Raw genomic sequence first — 20749 nt, 5'->3', positions numbered from 1 at the left:
TCGGACGCCATCGCTGGCAAGCCAGCTCCCACAGGTTCTGATGTCGATCACATGATCGTGTTCCAACCGAGAACTCTGTGGGAGCTGGCTTGCCAGCGATGAGGCCGGTCAGGCCACTAGAGAATCAACGTTCGTGCAACGCCTCGGCCCGCGCCCGAATGATCGGCTTGAGCAGGTAACTCAACACCGACTTCTTGCCGGTGATGATGTCCACCGACGCGACCATCCCCGGAATGATCAACAGCGGTTTCTCATCGGTACCCAAGTGGCTGCGCTCGGTGCGCACCTTGATGATGTAGTAGGTGGTTTTCTTGTCTTCGTCGGTGATGGTGTCGGCACCGATCTGTTCCAGCTTGGCTTTCAACCCGCCATAGATGGTGTAGTCATAGGCGGTGAACTTGACGATCGCTTCCTGCCCCGGGTGCAGGAAGGCAATGTCCTGCGGACGGATCTTGGCTTCGACCAGCAAGGTGTCATCCAGCGGTACGATTTCGACCATGTCGCTGCCCGGCTGAATCACCCCGCCGATGGTGTTGACCAGCAACTTGTTGACGATGCCGCGCACGGGCGAGGTAACCAGCGTCCGGCTGACCCGATCCTCCAGCGCCTTGCCGGTGGCCTGGGCCTTGTTCAGGTCGGTGCGCGCTTCATTGAGCTGGGTGAGCGCATCGCTGCGGAACTTGCCGCGCGTCTCGTCGATCTTGCGCTGCACTTCCTTGATCGCCGATTCCGCACGCGGGATTGCCAGGGTGGTGGCGTCGAGCTGACCACGGGTTTCCACCTCGGCACGCTTGAGGCGCAAGACTTCTACCGGGGACACCGCGCCCTGCGCCACCAGCGGCTCGGACATGTTGATTTCCTGACGTTGCAAGCCCAGTTGCTGACGATACTGCGCCTGCTTGGAGCTGAACTCGCGCAGCTCTTGCTGACGCTGGATCAACTGCTCCTGCAAACCACCGATCTCGTCGTGCAGTTGCTGGCGGCGGCTGATATACAGCGACTCTTCGCTTTTCGCCTGGCCCGGCACGGCTTTGAGCACGTCTTCAGGGAAATTCAGCGGACGGTCATCGACCTCGGCACTCAGACGCTCGACGCGCAGCAGCATCGACAGCCGATCGGCCTCGGTTTCGCCGACGTTGGAGGCAAATCGCGTATCGTCGAGGCGAATCAGCGGTGCACCGGCTTCGACAATCTGGCCTTCCTTGACGAACAGCTCGGAGACGATCCCGCCCTCCAGGTTCTGGATTTTCTGGATCTTCGACGACGGAATCGCCTTGCCGTCGCCCTTGGTCACTTCGTCGATCACGGCGAAGTTGGCCCACAGCAGCAGGAAGATAAAGAAGCCGATGATCGCCCAGATGGTCAGACGCACGACGCGTGGGGCGTCTTCGATCAGCGCTTTGTTGACCTCCGGCAGCGGCTGGCCCTGCAACGAAGCAGAGCCCTTGAAGTAGCGACGGATCGAATCCTTGACACCCGACTTAAGCAACACTGATCTGCCCCTTCTTCAACGCTTCCATCACCGCCGCTTTCGGACCGTCAGCGAGAATCTGCCCACGGTCGACCACCAACAGGCGATCCACCAGCGACAGCAGCGACGCCCGGTGCGTCACCAGCACCACGGTCTTGTTTTCTATCACCGCCGCGAGGCGTTGCTTGAGGCGTTCTTCGCCAGTGTTGTCCATGGCGCTGGTGGGCTCGTCCATCAACAGGATCGGTGGATTGAGCAACAGTGCCCGCGCAAGGGCGACGTTCTGCCGCTGGCCGCCGGACAGGTTTTGTCCGCGCTCGCCGACTTGCAGTTCATAACCTTGCGGGTGCAGACGGGCGAACTCGTGGACACCGGCCAGTTCGGCGGCTTGCAGCACCAGTTCGTCCTCGACATAACGTGCGCCGGACACCAGGTTGTCGCGCAGGGTGCCGGACAGCAGCTGGATGTCCTGCGGCACGTAGCCGATGTTGTAGCGCAGTTCGCTGACGTCGATCTGACGGATATCCACACCGTCGACCAGCAACGCGCCGTCGTCCGGCTGATACAGGCCCACCAGCAGTTTCGCCAGCGAACTCTTGCCCGAGCCGCTGCGGCCAATGATGCCGATCTTCTCGCCGGGACGGATCACCAGGTTGATGTTCTTCAGCGCCGGGTTCTGTTGTTCCGGGTAGGTGAAGTTGAGTTGGCGGCATTCGATCGCGCCCTGCAGGACCTTGCGGCTAAGCGGGCGTTCTTCGAAATTGCGCTCCTGTGGCAACTCCATCATCTGATCGACCGAGGTCATGGTCACCCGCGCCTGCTGGTAACGCGTCAGCAGGCCGGACAGCGAGGCCAGCGGGCTGAGGGCGCGGCCACTGAGCATGTAGCAGGCAATCAGACCGCCCATGCTCAGGTTGCCGGCGATGATCTGGTAGACGCCGAAGACGATCATGATCACCCCGGCCAGTTGCTGGATCAGCAGGGTGATGTTCATCGCCAGACCGGAGAGCATTTTCACTCGCAGCTCGAGGCGGCTGAGGGTGCCGATGGTCTGTTCCCACTGGTATTGGCGTTCGCTTTCGGCGTTGTTGACCTTGACCGCGTCGAGGCCGGCGAGGGTTTCGATCAGGCTCGACTGGCGCTCGGCACCGAGGGCCATGGTGCGCTCCATCGTCGCGACCAGTGGCTTCTGCAAGGCATAGCCGATCAGCAGGGCAATCGGGAACGCCAGCACCGGAATCCACACCAGGTGCCCGCCGAGAATGGCGATGACGATGAAGATCAGGATGGTAAACGGCAGGTCGATCAGGCTGGTCAGGGTCAGCGAAGCGAGGAAGTCGCGCAGGCTCTGAAACTCATGGATGTTCTGCGCAAAGCTGCCGACCCGCGCCGGGCGGTATTTCATCGCCATGCCCACAATGCGTTCGAACAGCGTGGCGGAGATGATCAGGTCGGTTTTCTTCCCGGCCAGGTCCAGGCACAGACTGCGCAGGCTCTTGAGGATCAGGTCGAAAATGTAGGCCCCGGTGATGCCCAGTGCGAGCACCCACAGGGTCGCTTCGGCCTGGTTCGGCACCACGCGGTCGTAGACGTTCATCACGAACAGCGGCGCGGCCATGGCGATGATGTTGATCAGGAAACTGGCGGCGATCGCATCGGCGTACAGCCAGCGCGAACGCTTGAGGGTATCGCGGAACCACGAGCGTGCACGCGGGATCAGCGTGCCGTGGTTGACGTCGAATTTGTGCTGCGGCTGGGCGAAGAAGACTTTGCCGGTGTAGTCGTCGGCCAGCAGTTCGCGGCTGACCACCGATTCGCCGCCGTCGCTTTCGCTGAGCAGCACCCGGGCTTCGTTCTCGCCTTGCCAGCCGAGCAGGACAGCGCTGCGGCCGTCCTTGAGCAGCAACAGTGCCGGCATGGCGATCGCCGGAATTTCTTCCAGCTTGCGTTGCAGTACCCGGCCCTGGAGCCCGGCGCGAGCGGCTGCGCGGGGCAGCAACTCGACGCTCAGGCGTTGCTTGGGCAGCGGCAGGCCGGTGGTCAGCATCGCCGCGCTGGCGGGTTTCTGGTGCAGCATGCAAAGGGCGAGCAGACCGTCCAGTAACGGATCGTCGTGCAACGCGCGTGGATCATGACTGAGTTGAACTCGACTGACTTCTGATTCCACGCTCGACACTCTTTGACAGTTGAAAAGGGATAACTCAATTCATCCCAGGCAGCTGGACCTTGGGCTTCACGTCGTTCTGCACAACGGATGCCAATGGCGCGACCACTCCCTGGCTTCTGAGCAACTCGCCCATGGTCGCCTTGATTCGATACTGAGTAAATAACTGAATGTTTTTGATTTCAGCCAGACGCCGCGAAGCGGTGAACAACTCGTTTTCGCTGTCGAGCAAGTCAAGCAGAGTGCGCTCGCCGAGGCTGAACTGACGCTGGTAAGCGGTGCGCACCGAGGTGCTGTGGTCGACGTACTGCTGAGCGATCGGAACCTGAGCATTGGCGTTGTTCAAGGCGTTCCAGGCCAGACCGAGTTCTTCGTTCAACTGACGCAGGGCGTTGTTGCGGATGTCCAGCGCCTGGTTCGACAGGTACGACTTGGATTCCAGGTCGGCCTTGTTGCTGCCGCCCGAATAGAGGTTGAAGCGCATGCGCAGCATGGCCTGCCATTCGTTGTTGTGGCCGTTCTGGCCGTCCAGATCGTTGTCGGCGGTGCGACCCAGCTCGGCGTCGAAACGCGGGTAGAAAGTCGACTTGGCGGTTTCGTACTGCTTCTCGGCGGCTGCGATGTCCGACTCGGCCGAACGCAGGATCGGGCTGTTCTCCAGCATCTGTGCGCGGGCTTCATTGAGGTTGGCCGGCATCATCGCCATGAACGGTGCCGGGCGCTCCAGTTGATCGGGCATCTGGCCGACGGCGCTGAGGAAGTTGGTCTCGGAGTCGGCGAGGTTGGTCTGTTCGGTGATCAGGTTGTTGCGCGCCTGGGCCATCCGCGCTTCGGCCTGATCGAGGTCGGCGCCGCTGCCGACGCCACGCTGGGTGCGCAACTGGATCTGGTCATAGATGCGCTGGTGGCTCTTGAGGTTTTCCTCGGCCAGACGCACGAATTCGCGACGGGTCAGCACGTCCAGATACACCTGGGCGACGGTCAGTGCGGTGCGCTCGGAAGTGCCGAGCAACGAGTAGGCGCGGGAGTTGACGGTGGCTTGTTGACGCCCGACTTCGCTGGATGTCGCAAAACCGTCGAAGACCATTTGCGAGAGACGTAAACTTGACTCGCTGCGGTTCAGGGTCTCCCAGTGATTGCCACCGCCGTTGGCGCGGGTGGTCACGCTGTCGGTGCCCTCACGACCATAACCGCCGAGCAGATCGACCTTGGGCAGGTATCCACCTTTTGCTGCCTTTAACTGATAATCCGCGGCCAAACGACTGTTGACCCCTGCCTGGATTTCCGGATGGACATCCAGTGCCTGCTGCATGGCTTCTGGTAAGGATTGTGCTTGTACAAACGAGGCGGCGAGAGCGAAGGGTACGGCGAAAAGCAGTGGCGAACGCATGATAGGAATTTCCCAGAACTTCTTGTCTTGAATCACAGCAAAACGTGGCGCTGCGTCGGATGATGGCAACCAGATTGACCGTATGTCGGAAAGTTCAAAACAGGAACTGGATCACACGCTAAAGGACAGGTCGCCGCGGAAATATCAATGTGACATTAGTGGGGCGATTGTTTAGGATGGCACCCATAAGGTCAATAGTTTGGCATAAAGTTAATCGCGAAAGAATATAGCCAAATTATTGACGAAAACATGCGTCAATCTTGATTCGCAAATTTTAAAAGTACGTCCAGACTGAATCGGCGCCCAAGCCATCAGGTGTATGGAAGTCAACTGAACGTGACACCCGGAGAGTCTTCAATGAGCAGTGTTGTTGCCATCGTCAAAAGCATTGTCGGTCAGGTATTCGTGGTGTCCCCAGAGGGCGTACGCCGCGTACTCGTTGAAGGCGATCGACTGTTTGTCGGCGATCAGATTGACACTGGCCTCTCTGGCGCCGTGTCGCTGGAACTGGCTGATGGCCGCACCCTGGACCTGGGCCGCGAAACCCAGTGGAGCGCCAACGCGCCCGACTCCAGCACTGACCTGGCCGAAGCCACCGCGCAGGCCGCACCCTCTGTAGCCGAGTTGCAGCAGGCCATCGCCGCCGGTGCCGACCCGACCACCGCTCTTGAAGCCACCGCTGCCGGCGCCACCGCCGCAGGCACTGGCGGTGCCGCTGGTGGCGGCCACAGTTTCGTGATGCTCGACGCCACCGCTGGCCGCGTCGACCCGACCATCGGCTTCCCGACGGCAGGCATCAACGCCGGCGCACAAGCGGCGCAGAACATCACCGGCGGCCAGACCACCGACACCACCACCAACGCCCTGCGTGAGTCGACCCTGAGCCTCAGCGCCACGCCGACCATCACCGAAGCCGGCGGCGTGCTGGTGTACACCGCGACCCTGACCCAGGCGCCGCTGACCGACCTGACCATCACCCTGTCCAACGGCTCGGTGATCGTGATTCCGGCCGGTTCTACCACCGGCACGGTCAACGTGCCGCTGGCACCGAACGACACCGTTTATAACGACCCGACCCAGATCGACGTGACCGTCACCGGCACCACTGGCGGTAACGGCATCACCGTGACCCCGCCGACCACCCCGGCCACGACCCAGGTCACTGACACCATCGACACCACCACCGTCACGCTGACCGCTGGCAACAGCGTCACCGAAGGCGGCCAGATCACCTACACCGCGACCCTGACCAACCCGGCGCAGACGCCGGTGACCGTCACCCTGTCGAACGGTTCGACAATCACCATCGAAGCCGGCCAGACCACCGGCACCGTCAACGTGCCGACTCCGGCCAACGACGTTTATAACAACGGCAGCACCGTCACCACGACGATCACCGGCGCTACCGGCGGCAACTTCGAAAACCTGGTGCCGAACCCGACACCGGCGGTGACCACCATCACCGATTCGATCGACACCACCAACCTGACCCTGACCGCTACCGGTACCGTGGTAGAGGGTGGCCAGATCACCTACACCGCGACCCTGACCAACCCGGCGCAGACGCCGGTAACGGTCACCCTGTCGAACGGTTCAACCATCACCATTGAAGCCGGCCAGACCACCGGCACCGTCAACGTGCCGACCGCGCCGAACGACGTCTACAACAATGGCGGCACCGTCAGTACCACCATTACCGGCGCTACCGGCGGCAACTTTGAAAGCCTGGTGCCGAACACCACGCCAGCGACCACCACCGTTACCGACTCGATCGACACCACCAGCGTGAGCCTTACCGCCACTGGTACGGTCGTCGAAGGTGGCCAGATCACTTACACCGCGACGCTGACCAACGCCGCGCAAACCCCGGTGACGATCACCCTGTCGAACGGCTCGACCATCACCATTGACGCCGGCAAGACCACAGGATCGGTCAACGTGCCGACTGCGGCCAACGACGTTTACAACAATGGCAGCACCGTCAGTACCACCATCACCGGTGCTACCGGCGGCAATTTCGAAAACCTGGTGCCGAACACGACGCCAGCGACCACCACCATTACCGATTCGATCGACGACACCAACCTGTCGCTGACAGCCACCGGCACCGTGGCTGAAGGCGGTTCGATTGTTTACACCGCGACCCTGACCAACCCGGCCGGCACGCCAGTCACTGTGACCCTGAGCAACGGCTCGGTAATCACCATCGAAGCGGGCAAGACTACCGGCACCGTGACCGTTCCGGCGCCAGCCGATGACGTCTATAAAGACGCCGGCAAAGTCGAAGTCACCATCAAGGACGCCACCGGCGGCAACTTCGAAAACCTGGTGCCGAGCACCACACCAGCCGTTACCGAAGTGACTGACACCATCGACACCTCGACCGTGAAACTCACGGCTGACACCACTGTGGCTGAAGGTGGCACCGTCACCTACACCGCCACCGTCGGCGCGCCGGTCACCGGCTCGCCTGTCATCGTGACCTTGGCCAACGGCCAGAACATCACCATCGAAGTCGGCAAAACCAGCGGCACCGTGACCACCACCGCGCCTAACGATGCGCTGGCCGGCAATGCGCCGCTGACCAACTCGATCACCGGTGTTTCCGGTGGTAATTACGAAGATCTGGTCGCCGACAAGACCCCGGTTTCGACCACTGTTACCGACGTCGCCGACACCACCAACCTGTCGCTGAGCGCGACCGGTTCCGTGGCCGAGGGTGGTTCGATCGTTTACACCGCGACCCTGACCAATCCGGCCGGCACGCCAGTCACCGTGACCCTGTCGAATGGCTCGGTAATCACCATCGAAGCCGGCAAAACCACTGGCACCGTGACCGTTCCTGCGCCAGCCGATGACGTCTATAAAGACGCCGGCAAAGTCGAAGTGACCATCAAGGATGTATCCGGCGGCAATTTCGAGAATCTGGTGCCAAGCACCACGCCAGCCGTTACCGAAGTCACGGACACCATCGACACCTCGACCGTGAAACTCACGGCTGACACCTCGGTCGCTGAAGGTGGCACCGTCACCTACACCGCCACTGTTGGCGCGCCGGTCACCGGTTCGCCGGTGGTCGTGACGCTGGCCAATGGTCAGAGCATTACCATCGAAGTCGGCAAAACCAGCGGCACCGTGACCACTACTGCGCCGAACGATGCGTTGACCGGCCAAGCGCCGATCACCAACGCGATCACGGGCGTGAGCGGCGGCAATTACGAAGACCTCGTTGCCGACAAAACCCCGGTCAGCACCACCGTCACCGACACCACTGACACCACCGACCTGACGCTGAGCGCGACGGGGACCGTGGCCGAGGGCGGTTCGATTGTTTACACCGCAACCTTGACCAACCCGGCCGGCACACCAGTCACTGTGACCCTGAGCAACGGCTCGGTGATCACCATCGAAGCCGGCAAAACCACTGGCACCGTGACCGTTCCGGCGCCTGCCGATGACGTCTATAAAGACGCCGGCAAAGTCGAAGTGACCATCAAGGACGCCACTGGCGGCAACTTCGAGAACCTCGTTCCGAGCACCGTTCCAGCCGTCACCGACGTGACCGATACCGTCGACACCACCACCGTCAAACTGACCGCCACCGAGTCGGCGGCTGAAGGTGGCACCGTCACCTACACCGCCACCGTTGGCGCACCCGTCACCGGTTCGCCTGTCGTGGTGACCCTGGCCAACGGCCAGAACATCACCATCGAAGTGGGTAAAACCACCGGCACCGTGACCACCACCGCGCCGAACGATGCGCTGACCGGCCACGCGCCTCTGACCAACGCGATCACCGACGTTTCCGGCGGTAATTACGAAAACCTCGTGGCCGACAAGACCCCGGTTTCGACCACGGTCACTGACACTGTCGACACTACCAACCTGTCGCTCACTGCGACCGGCACCGTGGCTGAAGGCGGTTCGATCGTTTACACCGCAACCCTGACCAACCCGGCCGGCACACCAGTCACTGTGACCCTGAGCAACGGCTCGGTGATCACCATCGAAGCGGGCAAGACCACCGGCACCGTGACCGTTCCTGCGCCAGCCGATGACGTCTATAAAGACGCCGGCAAAGTCGAAGTCACTATCAAAGACGCCACCGGCGGCAACTTCGAGAACCTGGTGCCGAGCACCACGCCAGCCGTGACCGAAGTCACCGATACCGTCGATACCACCACCGTCAAACTGACCGCCACCGAGTCGGCGGCTGAAGGTGGCACCGTCACCTACACCGCCACCGTTGGCGCGCCAGTCACCGGTTCGCCTGTCGTCGTGACCCTGGCCAACGGCCAGAACATCACCATCGAAGTGGGTAAAACCACCGGCACCGTGACCACCACCGCGCCGAACGATGCGCTGACCGGCCACGCGCCTCTGACCAACGCGATCACCGACGTTTCCGGCGGTAATTACGAAAACCTCGTTGCCGACAAAACCCCGGTTTCGACCACTGTTACTGACACTGTCGATACCACCAACCTGTCGCTCACTGCGACCGGCACCGTGGCTGAAGGCGGGTCGATCGTTTACACCGCGACGCTGACCAACCCGGCTGGCACCCCGGTAACCGTGACTCTGTCGAACGGGTCGGTGATCACCATCGAAGCGGGCAAAACCAGCGGCACCGTGACCGTTCCGGCGCCAGCCGATGACGTCTATAAAGACGCCGGCAAAGTCGAAGTGACCATCAAGGACGCGACTGGCGGCAACTTCGAAAACCTCGTTCCGAGCACCACTCCAGCCGTCACCGACGTGACCGATACCGTCGACACCACCACCGTCAAACTGACCGCTACCGAGTCGGCGGCTGAAGGTGGCACCGTTACTTACACTGCCACTGTTGGCGCGCCAGTCACCGGCTCGCCTGTCGTAGTGACCCTGGCCAACGGCCAGAACATCACCATCGAAGTCGGCAAAACCACCGGCACCGTGACCACCACCGCGCCGAACGATGCGTTGACCGGCCACACCCCGCTGACCAATGCGATCACTGACGTAAGCGGCGGCAACTACGAGAATCTGGTGGCCGACAAAACCCCGGTTTCGACCACGGTCACCGACACTGTCGACACTACCAACCTGTCGCTCACTGCGACCGGCACCGTGGCTGAAGGCGGGTCGATCGTTTACACCGCAACCCTGACCAACCCGGCCGGCACCCCGGTAACCGTGGCCCTGTCGAACGGTTCGGTGATCACCATCGAAGCGGGCAAGACCACCGGCACCGTGACCGTTCCGGCGCCAGCCGATGACGTCTATAAAGACGCCGGCAAAGTCGAAGTGACCATCAAGGACGCCACTGGCGGCAACTTCGAAAACCTGGTGCCGAGCACTGTTCCGGCCGTCACCGAAGTGACTGACACCATCGACACCTCGACGGTCAAACTGACCGCCACCGAGTCGGCCGCTGAAGGTGGCACCGTCACCTACACCGCTACTGTTGGCGCACCGGTCACCGGTTCGCCGGTGGTCGTGACCCTGGCCAACGGCCAGAACATCACCATCGAAGTCGGCAAAACCACCGGTACTGTGACCACCACCGCGCCGAACGATGCGCTGACTGGCCACGCGCCGCTGACCAACGCGATCACCGACGTTTCCGGCGGCAATTACGAAAACCTCGTGGCCGACAAAACCCCGGTCAGCACCACCGTCACCGACACGGTCGACACCACCAACCTGTCGCTGAGCGCCACCGGTTCGGTGAACGAAGGCGGCCAGATCACCTACACCGCGACCCTGACCAATGCTGCTGGCTCGCCGGTCACCGTGACGCTGTCGAATGGTGCCGTGATCACCATCGACGCCGGCAAAACCACCGGCACCGTCACCGTCGACGCACCGAAAGACGACGTCTACAAAGATGCCGGCACGGTTGAAGCAACTATCAAAGGCGCGACTGGCGGCGACTTCGAAAACCTGGTCACCAGCACAGCGCCAGCGGTCACTACCGTCAACGACACTATCGACACCTCCACCGTGTCGCTGACCGCCACGGCGAACGTCGCTGAAGGCGAAACCGTGGTCTACACCGCAACCGTGACCGCGCCAGTGACTGGCTCGCCGGTTGTCGTGACCCTGTCCAACGGCCAGACCATCACCATCGCTGTCGGTGAAACCACCGGCTCGGTGAACCTCGTTGCACCGAACAGCCCTCTGGCCGGCGGCAGCTCGCTGAGCGTGACCATCGACGGCGCCACTGGCGGCAATTTCGAAAAACTGGCGGTCGACGGCAAGTCCGCCGACACCAAGGTTTCGGACACCACCGACACCACCAACCTGAACCTGACCGCGACCGATTCGGTGGCTGAAGGCGGGTCGATCGTTTACACCGCGACGCTGACCAACCCGGCCGGCACCCCGGTAACCGTGACTCTGTCGAACGGTTCGGTGATCACCATCGAAGCGGGCAAAACCAGCGGCACCGTGACCGTTCCTGCGCCAGCCGACGACGTTTACAAAGACGCCGGTAAAGTCGAAGTCACGATCAAGGAGGCAACGGGCGGCAACTTCGAGAATCTGGTGCCAAGCACCGTGCCGGCCGTGACCAACGTCACCGATACCATCGACACCACCACCGTCAAACTCACCGCGACCGAGTCGGCGGCTGAGGGCGGCACCGTAACCTACACCGCGACCGTGGGCGCGCCGGTGACCGGTTCGCCAGTTGTCGTGACTTTGGCCAATGGTCAAACCATCACCATCGGTGTCGGCCAGACCACCGGCACCGCGACCACCACCGCACCGAACGATGCGTTGACTGGCCATGCTCCGCTGACCAATGCGATCACTGACGTAACAGGTGGCAACTTCGAGAACCTGGTGGCCGACAAAACCCCGGTTTCGACCAATGTCACCGACACCGTCGACACCACCAACCTGTCTCTGAGCGCGACTGGCTCGGTGGCTGAAGGTGGCTCGATCGTCTACACCGCAACCTTGACCAACGCTGCTGGCTCGCCAGTGACCGTGACCCTGTCGAACGGCGCGGTAATCACTATCGAAGCCGGTAAAACTACTGGCGCCGTGACTGTTCCTGCGCCAGCCGACGACGTTTACAAAGACGCTGGCAAAGTCGAAGCGACCATCAGCACCGCCACCGGTGGCAACTTCGAAAACCTGGTACCGAGCACTGTTCCAGCCGTCACCGAAGTCACCGATACCATCGACACCTCGACCGTAAAACTGACGGCCGATACCTCCGTGGCTGAAGGCGGCACTGTTACTTACACCGCGACTGTTGGCGCTCCAGTAACCGGCTCGCCTGTCGTGGTGACCCTGGCCAACGGCCAGAACATCACCATCGAAGTCGGTAAAACCACCGGCACCGTGACCTTCACCGCTCCGAACGATGCGTTGACCGGCCAGGCGCCGCTGACCAACTCGATCACGGGTGTCACTGGCGGCAATTACGAGAATCTGGTGGCCGACAAGACCCCGGTATCAACCACCGTCACCGATACCGTCGACACCACTAACCTGTCGCTCAGCGCTACCAATTCGGTGGCTGAAGGTGGCTCGATCGTCTACACCGCAACCTTGACCAACGCCGCTGGCTCGCCAGTGACCGTGACCCTGTCGAATGGCGCGGTAATCACCATCGAAGCGGGCAAAACCACCGGCACCGTGACCGTTCCTGCGCCAGCCGACGACGTTTACAAAGACGCCGGCAAAGTCGAAGCAACCATTTCGACTGCCACCGGTGGCAACTTCGAAAACCTGGTACCGAGCACTGTTCCAGCCGTCACCGAAGTCACCGATACCATCGACACCTCGACCGTCAAACTGACGGCCGATACCTCCGTGGCAGAAGGCGGCACCGTCACTTACACCGCGACTGTCGGCGCACCGGTAACCGGTTCGCCAGTCACCGTGACCCTGGCCAACGGTCAGAACATCACCATCGAAGTCGGTAAAACCACCGGCACCGTGACCTTCACCGCTCCGAACGATGCGTTGACCGGCCATGCTCCGCTGACCAACTCGATCACCAACGTCAGCGGCGGTAACTACGAAAACCTCGTGGCCGACAAGACGCCAGTCAGCACAAACGTGACCGACACCGTCGACACCACCAACCTGTCGCTGTCCGCGACTGGCACCGTGGCCGAGGGCGGTTCGATTGTTTACACCGCAACGTTGACCAACGCTGCTGGCTCGCCAGTCACCGTGACCCTGTCCAACGGCGCCGTGATCACCATCGACGCCGGCAAAACCACCGGCACCGTGACCGTTCCTGCGCCAGCCGACGACGTTTACAAAGACGCCGGCAAAGTCGAAGCAACCATTTCGACCGCCACCGGTGGCAACTTCGAGAACCTGGTGCCGAGCACTGTTCCGGCCGTCACCGAAGTCGCCGATACCATCGACACCTCGACCGTCAAACTGACGGCCGATACCTCCGTGGCTGAAGGCGGCACTGTTACTTACACCGCGACTGTTGGCGCTCCAGTGACCGGCTCGCCTGTCGTGGTGACCCTGGCCAACGGCCAGAACATCACCATCGAAGTCGGTAAAACCACCGGCACCGTGACCACCACTGCACCGAACGATGCACTGACCGGCCAGGCGCCGCTGACCAACTCGATCACCGGCGTGACCGGCGGCAACTACGAAAATCTCGTGGCCGACAAAACACCGGTCAGCACCACCGTGACCGACACCGTCGACACCACTAATCTGTCGCTCAGCGCTACCAATTCGGTCGCTGAAGGCGGTTCGATTGTTTACACCGCGACCCTGACCAACGCCGCTGGCTCGCCAGTCACCGTGACCCTGTCGAACGGCGCGGTAATCACCATCGAAGCCGGTAAAACCACTGGCACCGTGACTGTCCCGGCACCAGCCGACGACGTTTACAAAGACGCTGGCAAAGTCGAAGCGACCATTTCGACCGCCACCGGTGGCAACTTCGAGAACCTGGTGCCAAGCACCGTACCGGCAGTGACCAACGTCACCGACACCATCGACACCACCACCGTCAAACTGACAGCGACAGAGTCGACTGCTGAGGGTGGCAATGTCACCTACACCGCGACTGTCGGCGCACCGGTAACCGGCTCGCCAGTTGTCGTGACTTTGGCCAACGGTCAGACCATCACCATCGGCGTCGGTCAGACCACCGGTACCGCGACCACCACCGCACCGAACGATGCGTTGACCGGCCATGCTCCGCTGACCAACTCGATCACTGACGTAACAGGTGGCAACTTCGAGAACCTGGTGGCCGACAAGACCCCGGTTTCGACCAATGTCACCGACACTGTCGACACGACCAATCTGTCGCTCAGCGCTACCAATTCGGTCGCTGAAGGCGGTTCGATTGTCTACACCGCGACCCTGACCAACGCTGCTGGCTCGCCAGTCACCGTGACCCTGTCCAACGGCGCCGTGATCACCATCGACGCCGGCAAAACCACCGGCACCGTGACCGTCCCGGCACCGACTGACGACGTTTACAAAGACGCCGGCACCGTACAGGCGACAATCAACACCGCCACCGGTGGCAACTTCGAAAACCTGGTGCCGAGCACTGTTCCGGCCGTCACCAGCGTCACCGATACCATCGACACCACCACCGTGAAACTGACGGCAACGGCCACGGCGGCAGAGGGCGGCAACGTCGTCTACACCGCCACCGTCGGCGCACCAGTAACCGGTTCGCCAGTCGTGGTAACCCTGGCCAACGGTCAGACCATCACCATCGGCGTCGGTCAGACCACCGGTACCGCGACCACCACCGCACCGAACGATGCGTTGACTGGCCATGCTCCGCTGACCAATTCGATCACCAACGTGAGCGGTGGTAACTACGAAAATCTGGTCGCCGACAAAACTCCGGTCAGCACGGCTGTGACCGACACCGTCGACACCACCAACCTGTCGCTGTCCGCGACTGGCACCGTGGCCGAGGGCGGTTCGATTGTCTACACCGCGACCCTGACCAACGCTGCTGGCTCGCCAGTCACCGTGACCCTGTCCAACGGCGCCGTGATCACCATCGACGCCGGCAAAACCACCGGCACCGTGACCGTTCCTGCGCCAGCCGACGACGTTTACAAAGACGCCGGCACCGTACAGGCGACCATCAGCACCGCCACCGGTGGCAACTTCGAGAATCTGGTGCCGAGCACGACGCCGGCCGTGACCAGCGTTACCGATACCATCGACACCACCACCGTGAAACTGACGGCCACCGAGTCGGCGGCTGAAGGCGGCAACGTTGTTTACACCGCGACTGTCGGCGCACCAGTAACCGGCTCGCCAGTTGTCGTGACTTTGGCCAATGGTCAAACCATCACCATTGGTGTCGGCCAGACCACCGGCACCGCGACCACTACCGCACCAAACGACGTATTGACTGGCCACGCTCCGCTGACCAACTCGATCACTGACGTAACAGGTGGCAACTTCGAGAACCTGGTGGCCGACAAGACCCCGGTTTCGACCAATGTCACCGACACCGTCGACACGACCAATCTGTCGCTCAGCGCTACCAATTCGGTCGCTGAAGGCGGTTCGATTGTTTACACCGCAACCCTGACCAACGCTGCTGGCTCGCCAGTGACCGTGACCCTGTCGAATGGCGCGGTAATCACCATCGAAGCCGGTAAAACCACCGGCACCGTGACCGTCCCGGCACCGGCTGACGACGTCTACAAAGACGCCGGCACCGTACAGGCGACCATCAGCAGCGCCACCGGTGGCAACTTCGAAAACCTGGTCACCAGCACAACGCCGGCCGTGACCAGCGTCACCGATACCATCGACACCACCACGGTGAAACTGACCGCAACCGCCACGGCCGCTGAAGGCGGCAACGTCGTCTACACCGCCACCGTCGGTGCTCCAGTAACCGGTTCGCCAGTTGTGGTAACCCTGGCCAACGGTCAGACCATCACCATTGGTGTAGGTCAGACCACCGGCACCGCGACCACCACCGCACCAAACGACGTATTGACCGGTCACGCACCGCTGACCAACGCGATCACCAACGTCAGCGGCGGTAACTACGAAAACCTCGTGGCGGACAAGACGCCGGTCAGCACTACGGTGACCGACACTGTCGACACGACCAATCTGTCGCTCAGCGCTACCAATTCGGTCGCTGAAGGCGGTTCGATTGTCTACACCGCGACCCTGACCAACGCTGCTGGCTCGCCAGTCACCGTGACCCTGTCCAACGGCGCGGTAATCACCATCGAAGCCGGTAAAACCACCGGCACCGTGACCGTTCCAGCGCCAGCCGACGACGTCTACAAAGACGCCGGCACCGTGCAAGCGACCATCAGCACCGCCACCGGTGGCAACTTCGAAAACCTGGTGCCGAGCACTGTTCCAGCCGTAACCAGCGTCACCGACACCATCGACACCACCACGGTGAAACTGACCGCGACCGGTACAGCGGCTGAAGGCGGCAACGTCGTCTACACCGCCACCGTCGGTGCTCCAGTAACCGGTTCGCCAGTCGTGGTGACCCTGGCCAACGGTCAGACCATCACCATTGGCGTTGGCCAGACCACCGGCACCGCAACCACTACCGCACCGAACGATGCGTTGACCGGCCATGCGCCGCTGACCAATTCGATCACCAACGTGAGCGGTGGTAACTACGAAAATCTGGTCGCCGACAAAACCCCGGTCAGCACCACCGTGACCGACACCGTCGACACCACTAACCTGTCGCTGAGCGCGACCCCGGCGGTGAACGAAGGTGGCCAGATCACCTACACCGCAACCCTGAGCAACGCCGCCGGCTCGCCGGTGACCGTGACCCTGAGCAACGGCTCGGTGATCACCATCGACGCTGGCAAAACCTCCGGCACCGTGACCGTTCCGGCTCCGGCTGACGACGTCTACAAAGACGCCGGCACCGTGCAGGCGACCATCACCGGTACCAGCGGCGGCGGCTTTGAAAACCTGGTCACCAGCACGACACCGGCCGTGACCAGCGTCGCCGACACCATCGACACCACCACCGTCAGCATCACCGGCAGCAGTTCGGTGACCGAAGGCCAGACCGCCAGCTACACGGTCAGCCTGAACCACCCGGCGCAAACCGAAGTGACCCTGAAAATCGTCTACAGCGGCACCGCCGCCGACGGTTCGGACTTCACTGGCGTGTACACCGTGAAGATCCCGGCGGGCGCCAGCAGCGCGCAGTTCAACGTCGCGACCATTGATGACAAGATCACCGAAGGCACCGAAAACTTCGTGGTCAAGATCGACTCGGCCACCGGCGGCAACTTCGAGAACCTGGCCGTCAGCAGCACCAACGGCAGCGTCAGCACCTCGATCATCGACAACGATGCGCCACCGGTCATCGACCTCGACGCCAACAACTCCAGCGGCGCCACCGGTGCCGACTACAAGGTGACGTTCACCGAAAACACCCCGGGCGCTGGCGTGTCGATTGCCGACACTGACCTGACCATCACCGACCCGGACAGCACCATGCTCACTGGCGCGACCATTGTGCTGACCAACCGTCAGGACGGCGATGCGCTGAACCTGGGCAACAGCGTCAATGGCATCACCATCAATGCCAACAGCACCAACGGCACGGTGACCCTGACCCTGTCGGGTAATGCGACGCTCGCCGACTACATGCAGGCGATCAAGAACATCAGCTTCACCAACGGCAGTGAAAACCCGAGCACCGTGCCGCGGATCATTACCGTGACCGTGACCGATGGCGGCAACTACTCCAACACGGCGACCACCACGGTCAACGTGGTGGCGGTCAACGATGCGCCGGTCGCAGCCCCGGTCAACGTCACCGGCACCGAAGACACGCCGCTGATCCTCGGCTGGTCGACCTTCGGTGTGACCGACGTCGACAGCCCGGCCAGCAGCCTCGGCATCAAAATCACCCAACTGCCGGGCGAAGGCAAACTGCAGTATCTGGACGGTTCGACCTGGAAAGACGTCGCCAACAACCAGACCTTCAGCAAGGCTGACATCGACGCCGGCAAACTGCGCTTCATGCCGGATGCCAACGAATCGGGCGTCAACGGTTACGGCGGCACCGGCGTGGGCAACAACCAGGCCGACTACGCGCAGATCAAGTTCCAGCCAACCGACGGCCAACTGCTGGGCAACACCGGCACCGTGAAGATCGACATCACGCCTGTGGCCGATGCCCCGACCGTGAGCGTGGCCGACAACAGCGTGAATTCCACCGGGCTGGTCAAGGAAGTCTGGACCGGCCTGTCGGGTCTGGGCACCAGCGGCGCAGGCGCGGACTCAACCACGTTGAAAACCGTCATCGACGGCGCTGGCACCCCGAACTCCAGCGGCACCGTGACCAACGTGCAGTCGGACGGCAGCGTGACCGCTGGCACCGCGTCGAAAACCTCGGGCCTGATCTACCTGGAAGCCGGCAAGACCTACAGCTTCAGCGGTGTGGCCGACGACAGCCTGCTGATCACCATCGGCGGCAAGAGCGTGGCGTCGGGTACTTGGGGGGCGGGTGGTGCGATCAGCGGTTCGTTCACCCCGACCACCAGCGGTTACTACACCCTGGACATCTACCACCACAACCAGAGCGGCCCGGGCAGCTATGACGTGAACCTGTCGGTCAACGGCAGCACGCCAATCGACCTGAGCAGCGCCGGCGTGCCGATCTACACCGGCGTGCAGGATCTGGTGAACGCCGGCGTGACCGTCTCCGATCTGCACGGCACTAACGGCGAAGGTTATTACGACGGCTACAAGCTCAACACCGGCGCTGAAGGCACCACGGTGAAACTGTCGGCGATCAACACCGCCCTGACCGACACCGACGGCTCGGAAACCCTGAGCGTGAAGATCAGCGGTGCGCCGGTCGGCTCGGTACTCTCCGACGGTAACGGCCACAGCTTCACCGTCACCGCGAGCAACGGCGAAGCCAACGTCACCGGCTGGAACCTGGGCAGCCTGACCGTAACCCCGCCGACCTACTACAACGGCCAGTTCAACCTGACCGTGACCTCGACCTCCACCGAGATGGTCGGCGGTTCGGCCAGCAGCACCGCGACCATTCCGGTCACCGTGGTGCCGGCGGTCTATAACGCGGCGGTCGCCACCTCCGGTGATGACACCTTCAATGGCACCGATGGCAACGACATCATGGTCGCCGACATCGGCGGTCTGACCGTGGTGCCGGGCACCAACTACAACATCGCGTTCATGGTCGACAGCTCGGGCAGCATGAGCACCTCGTCGATCAACGCTGCCAAGGACTCTCTGACCTCGGTGTTCAACACCCTCAAGCAGAGCCTGGGCGGCAGCAACTCGGGGACGGTGAACATCTTCCTGGTGGACTTCGATACCCAGGTCAACAAGTCGGTGTCGGTGAACCTCAACGATCCGAACGCACTGACCAAGCTCAAAGCCGTGCTCGACTCGATGTCGTCCGGCGGCGGCACCAACTACGAAGACGTGTTCAAGACCACGGCCAACTTCTTCCAGAGCGCGGAAGCCGTGGCCAACACCGGGGCGAAGAACCTTACGTACTTCATCACTGATGGCCAGCCGACCTACTACCAGAGCGGCGAGCAGACCAACCCGACGCTGTACGGCAACGTGAAGTTCGACAGTGTGGTAACGACCAGCAACTACAAACTGGGCGACACCTTCAGCACCTACATCGACAGCACGCATTACCTGAGCATCAGTGCCAACGGCAGTGCGCAGCTGCAGGTCTACACCAGCCGTTACGGCTGGACCGCGACCAACCTGGGCACCGTTCATGCCCAAGGCGACGGGACCTACGAGTTGTCGAGCCTGGCGGGTACCGGTAACAGCACCACATCGGCTACCACCGATAACTCCAGCAGCAGCTTCACCTTGCTCAGCGGTCTGTCGAACGTCGAAGCCATCGGTATTAACAGTGGTGTCAGCCTCAACGACCTGAAACCGTATGACTCGGATCACTCGCCGCAAACCAACATCGACCCGAAAGACCTGGCCAACTCGATCATCGGCCATACCGAAGCGACGCTGCCGGGCAACGACACCGTCAGCGGTGGCGACGGCAACGACATCCTGTTCGGCGATCTGGTGAGCTTCAACGGCATCGCCGGTGAGGGTTATCAGGCGATGCAGGCGTTCGTAGCGCAGCAGACCGGCGTCGACGTCAGCAAGGTCACCACCAGCAACGTGCACCAGTACATCACCGAGCACTATCAGGCGTTCGATGTGTCTGGCGCGCATGACGGCAACGACACCCTGCTGGGTGGCGCGGGCAATGACATCCTGTTCGGCTCGGGCGGCAACGACCTGCTCGATGGCGGCAAGGGCAATGACATTCTGCTCGGCGGCACCGGCAACGACACGCTGATCGGCGGTCAGGGCAACGACATCCTGATCGGTGGTTCCGGCGCCGACACCTTCGTCTGGAAGGCTGGCGACACCGGCAACGACGTGATCAAGGACTTCAATGCCAATGAAGGCGACCGCATCGACCTGCGCGATCTGCTGCAGGGCGAGACCGGCAGCACCATCGACAACTTCCTGAAGATCACCACGGTCGACGGCGTGTCGTCGCTGCAAGTCAGCTCGGCGGGCAAGTTCAACTCGGCCGATGCCGCCGCCGCGACACCGGACGTGACGATCAAACTGGAAGGCAACAACTGGTCGAGCGCCAACATCCATAACCTGATTGCCGGCAGCGACCCGACCATCAAGGTCGACCACAACAACAGCTGATGCGTGAACAAAACGGCCGCCCTCAGGG

Annotated in this window: 4 protein-coding genes; 1 reads left to right on the top strand and 3 read right to left on the bottom strand. The window is 62.0% G+C overall.

Annotated elements, in window-relative coordinates; translation table 11 throughout:
• Nucleotides 1-124 precede the first annotated feature (124 nt).
• The 3 genes from ACXX9E_RS06330 to ACXX9E_RS06320 are packed head-to-tail and all read right to left on the bottom strand — an operon-like array spanning nt 125 to nt 5025.
• A complete protein-coding gene (locus ACXX9E_RS06330) occupies nt 125-1492 on the bottom strand; it encodes an HlyD family type I secretion periplasmic adaptor subunit (protein ID WP_128615453.1) in 1368 nt (455 codons plus the stop codon).
• Complete coding sequence (locus ACXX9E_RS06325) at nt 1482-3638, bottom strand: type I secretion system permease/ATPase (protein WP_123470339.1); 2157 nt, start codon at nt 3636-3638, stop codon at nt 1482-1484. Before ACXX9E_RS06325 ends, ACXX9E_RS06330 begins: the two co-directional genes overlap by 11 nt.
• 34 nt (nt 3639-3672) lie before the next feature.
• The gene (locus tag ACXX9E_RS06320; RefSeq protein WP_123470337.1) at nt 3673-5025 is read right to left on the bottom strand and encodes a TolC family outer membrane protein; all 1353 of its coding nucleotides are present in this window, start codon (nt 5023-5025) and stop codon (nt 3673-3675) included.
• Nucleotides 5026-5382: 357 nt separating this feature from the next.
• Here ACXX9E_RS06320 and ACXX9E_RS06315 point away from each other — a divergent pair, with 357 nt between their 5' ends.
• On the top strand, nt 5383-20721 hold the full coding sequence (locus ACXX9E_RS06315; protein ID WP_458555174.1) for a LapA family giant adhesin: 15339 nt from the start codon (nt 5383-5385) through the stop codon (nt 20719-20721).
• The last annotated feature ends 28 nt before the right edge of the window (nt 20722-20749 follow it).

Source organism: Pseudomonas sp. GNP014 (assembly GCF_054344005.1).
Note: the sequence above shows the minus strand (reverse complement) of the source record. Positions and strands in the feature narration are given on the sequence as shown.

Coding starts and splice junctions, on each gene's coding strand:
- ACXX9E_RS06320 (WP_123470337.1), bottom strand. CDS start 5,025: ATGCGTTCGCCACTGCTTTTCGCCGTACCCTTCGCTCTCGCCGCCTCG.
- ACXX9E_RS06315 (WP_458555174.1), top strand. CDS start 5,383: ATGAGCAGTGTTGTTGCCATCGTCAAAAGCATTGTCGGTCAGGTATTC.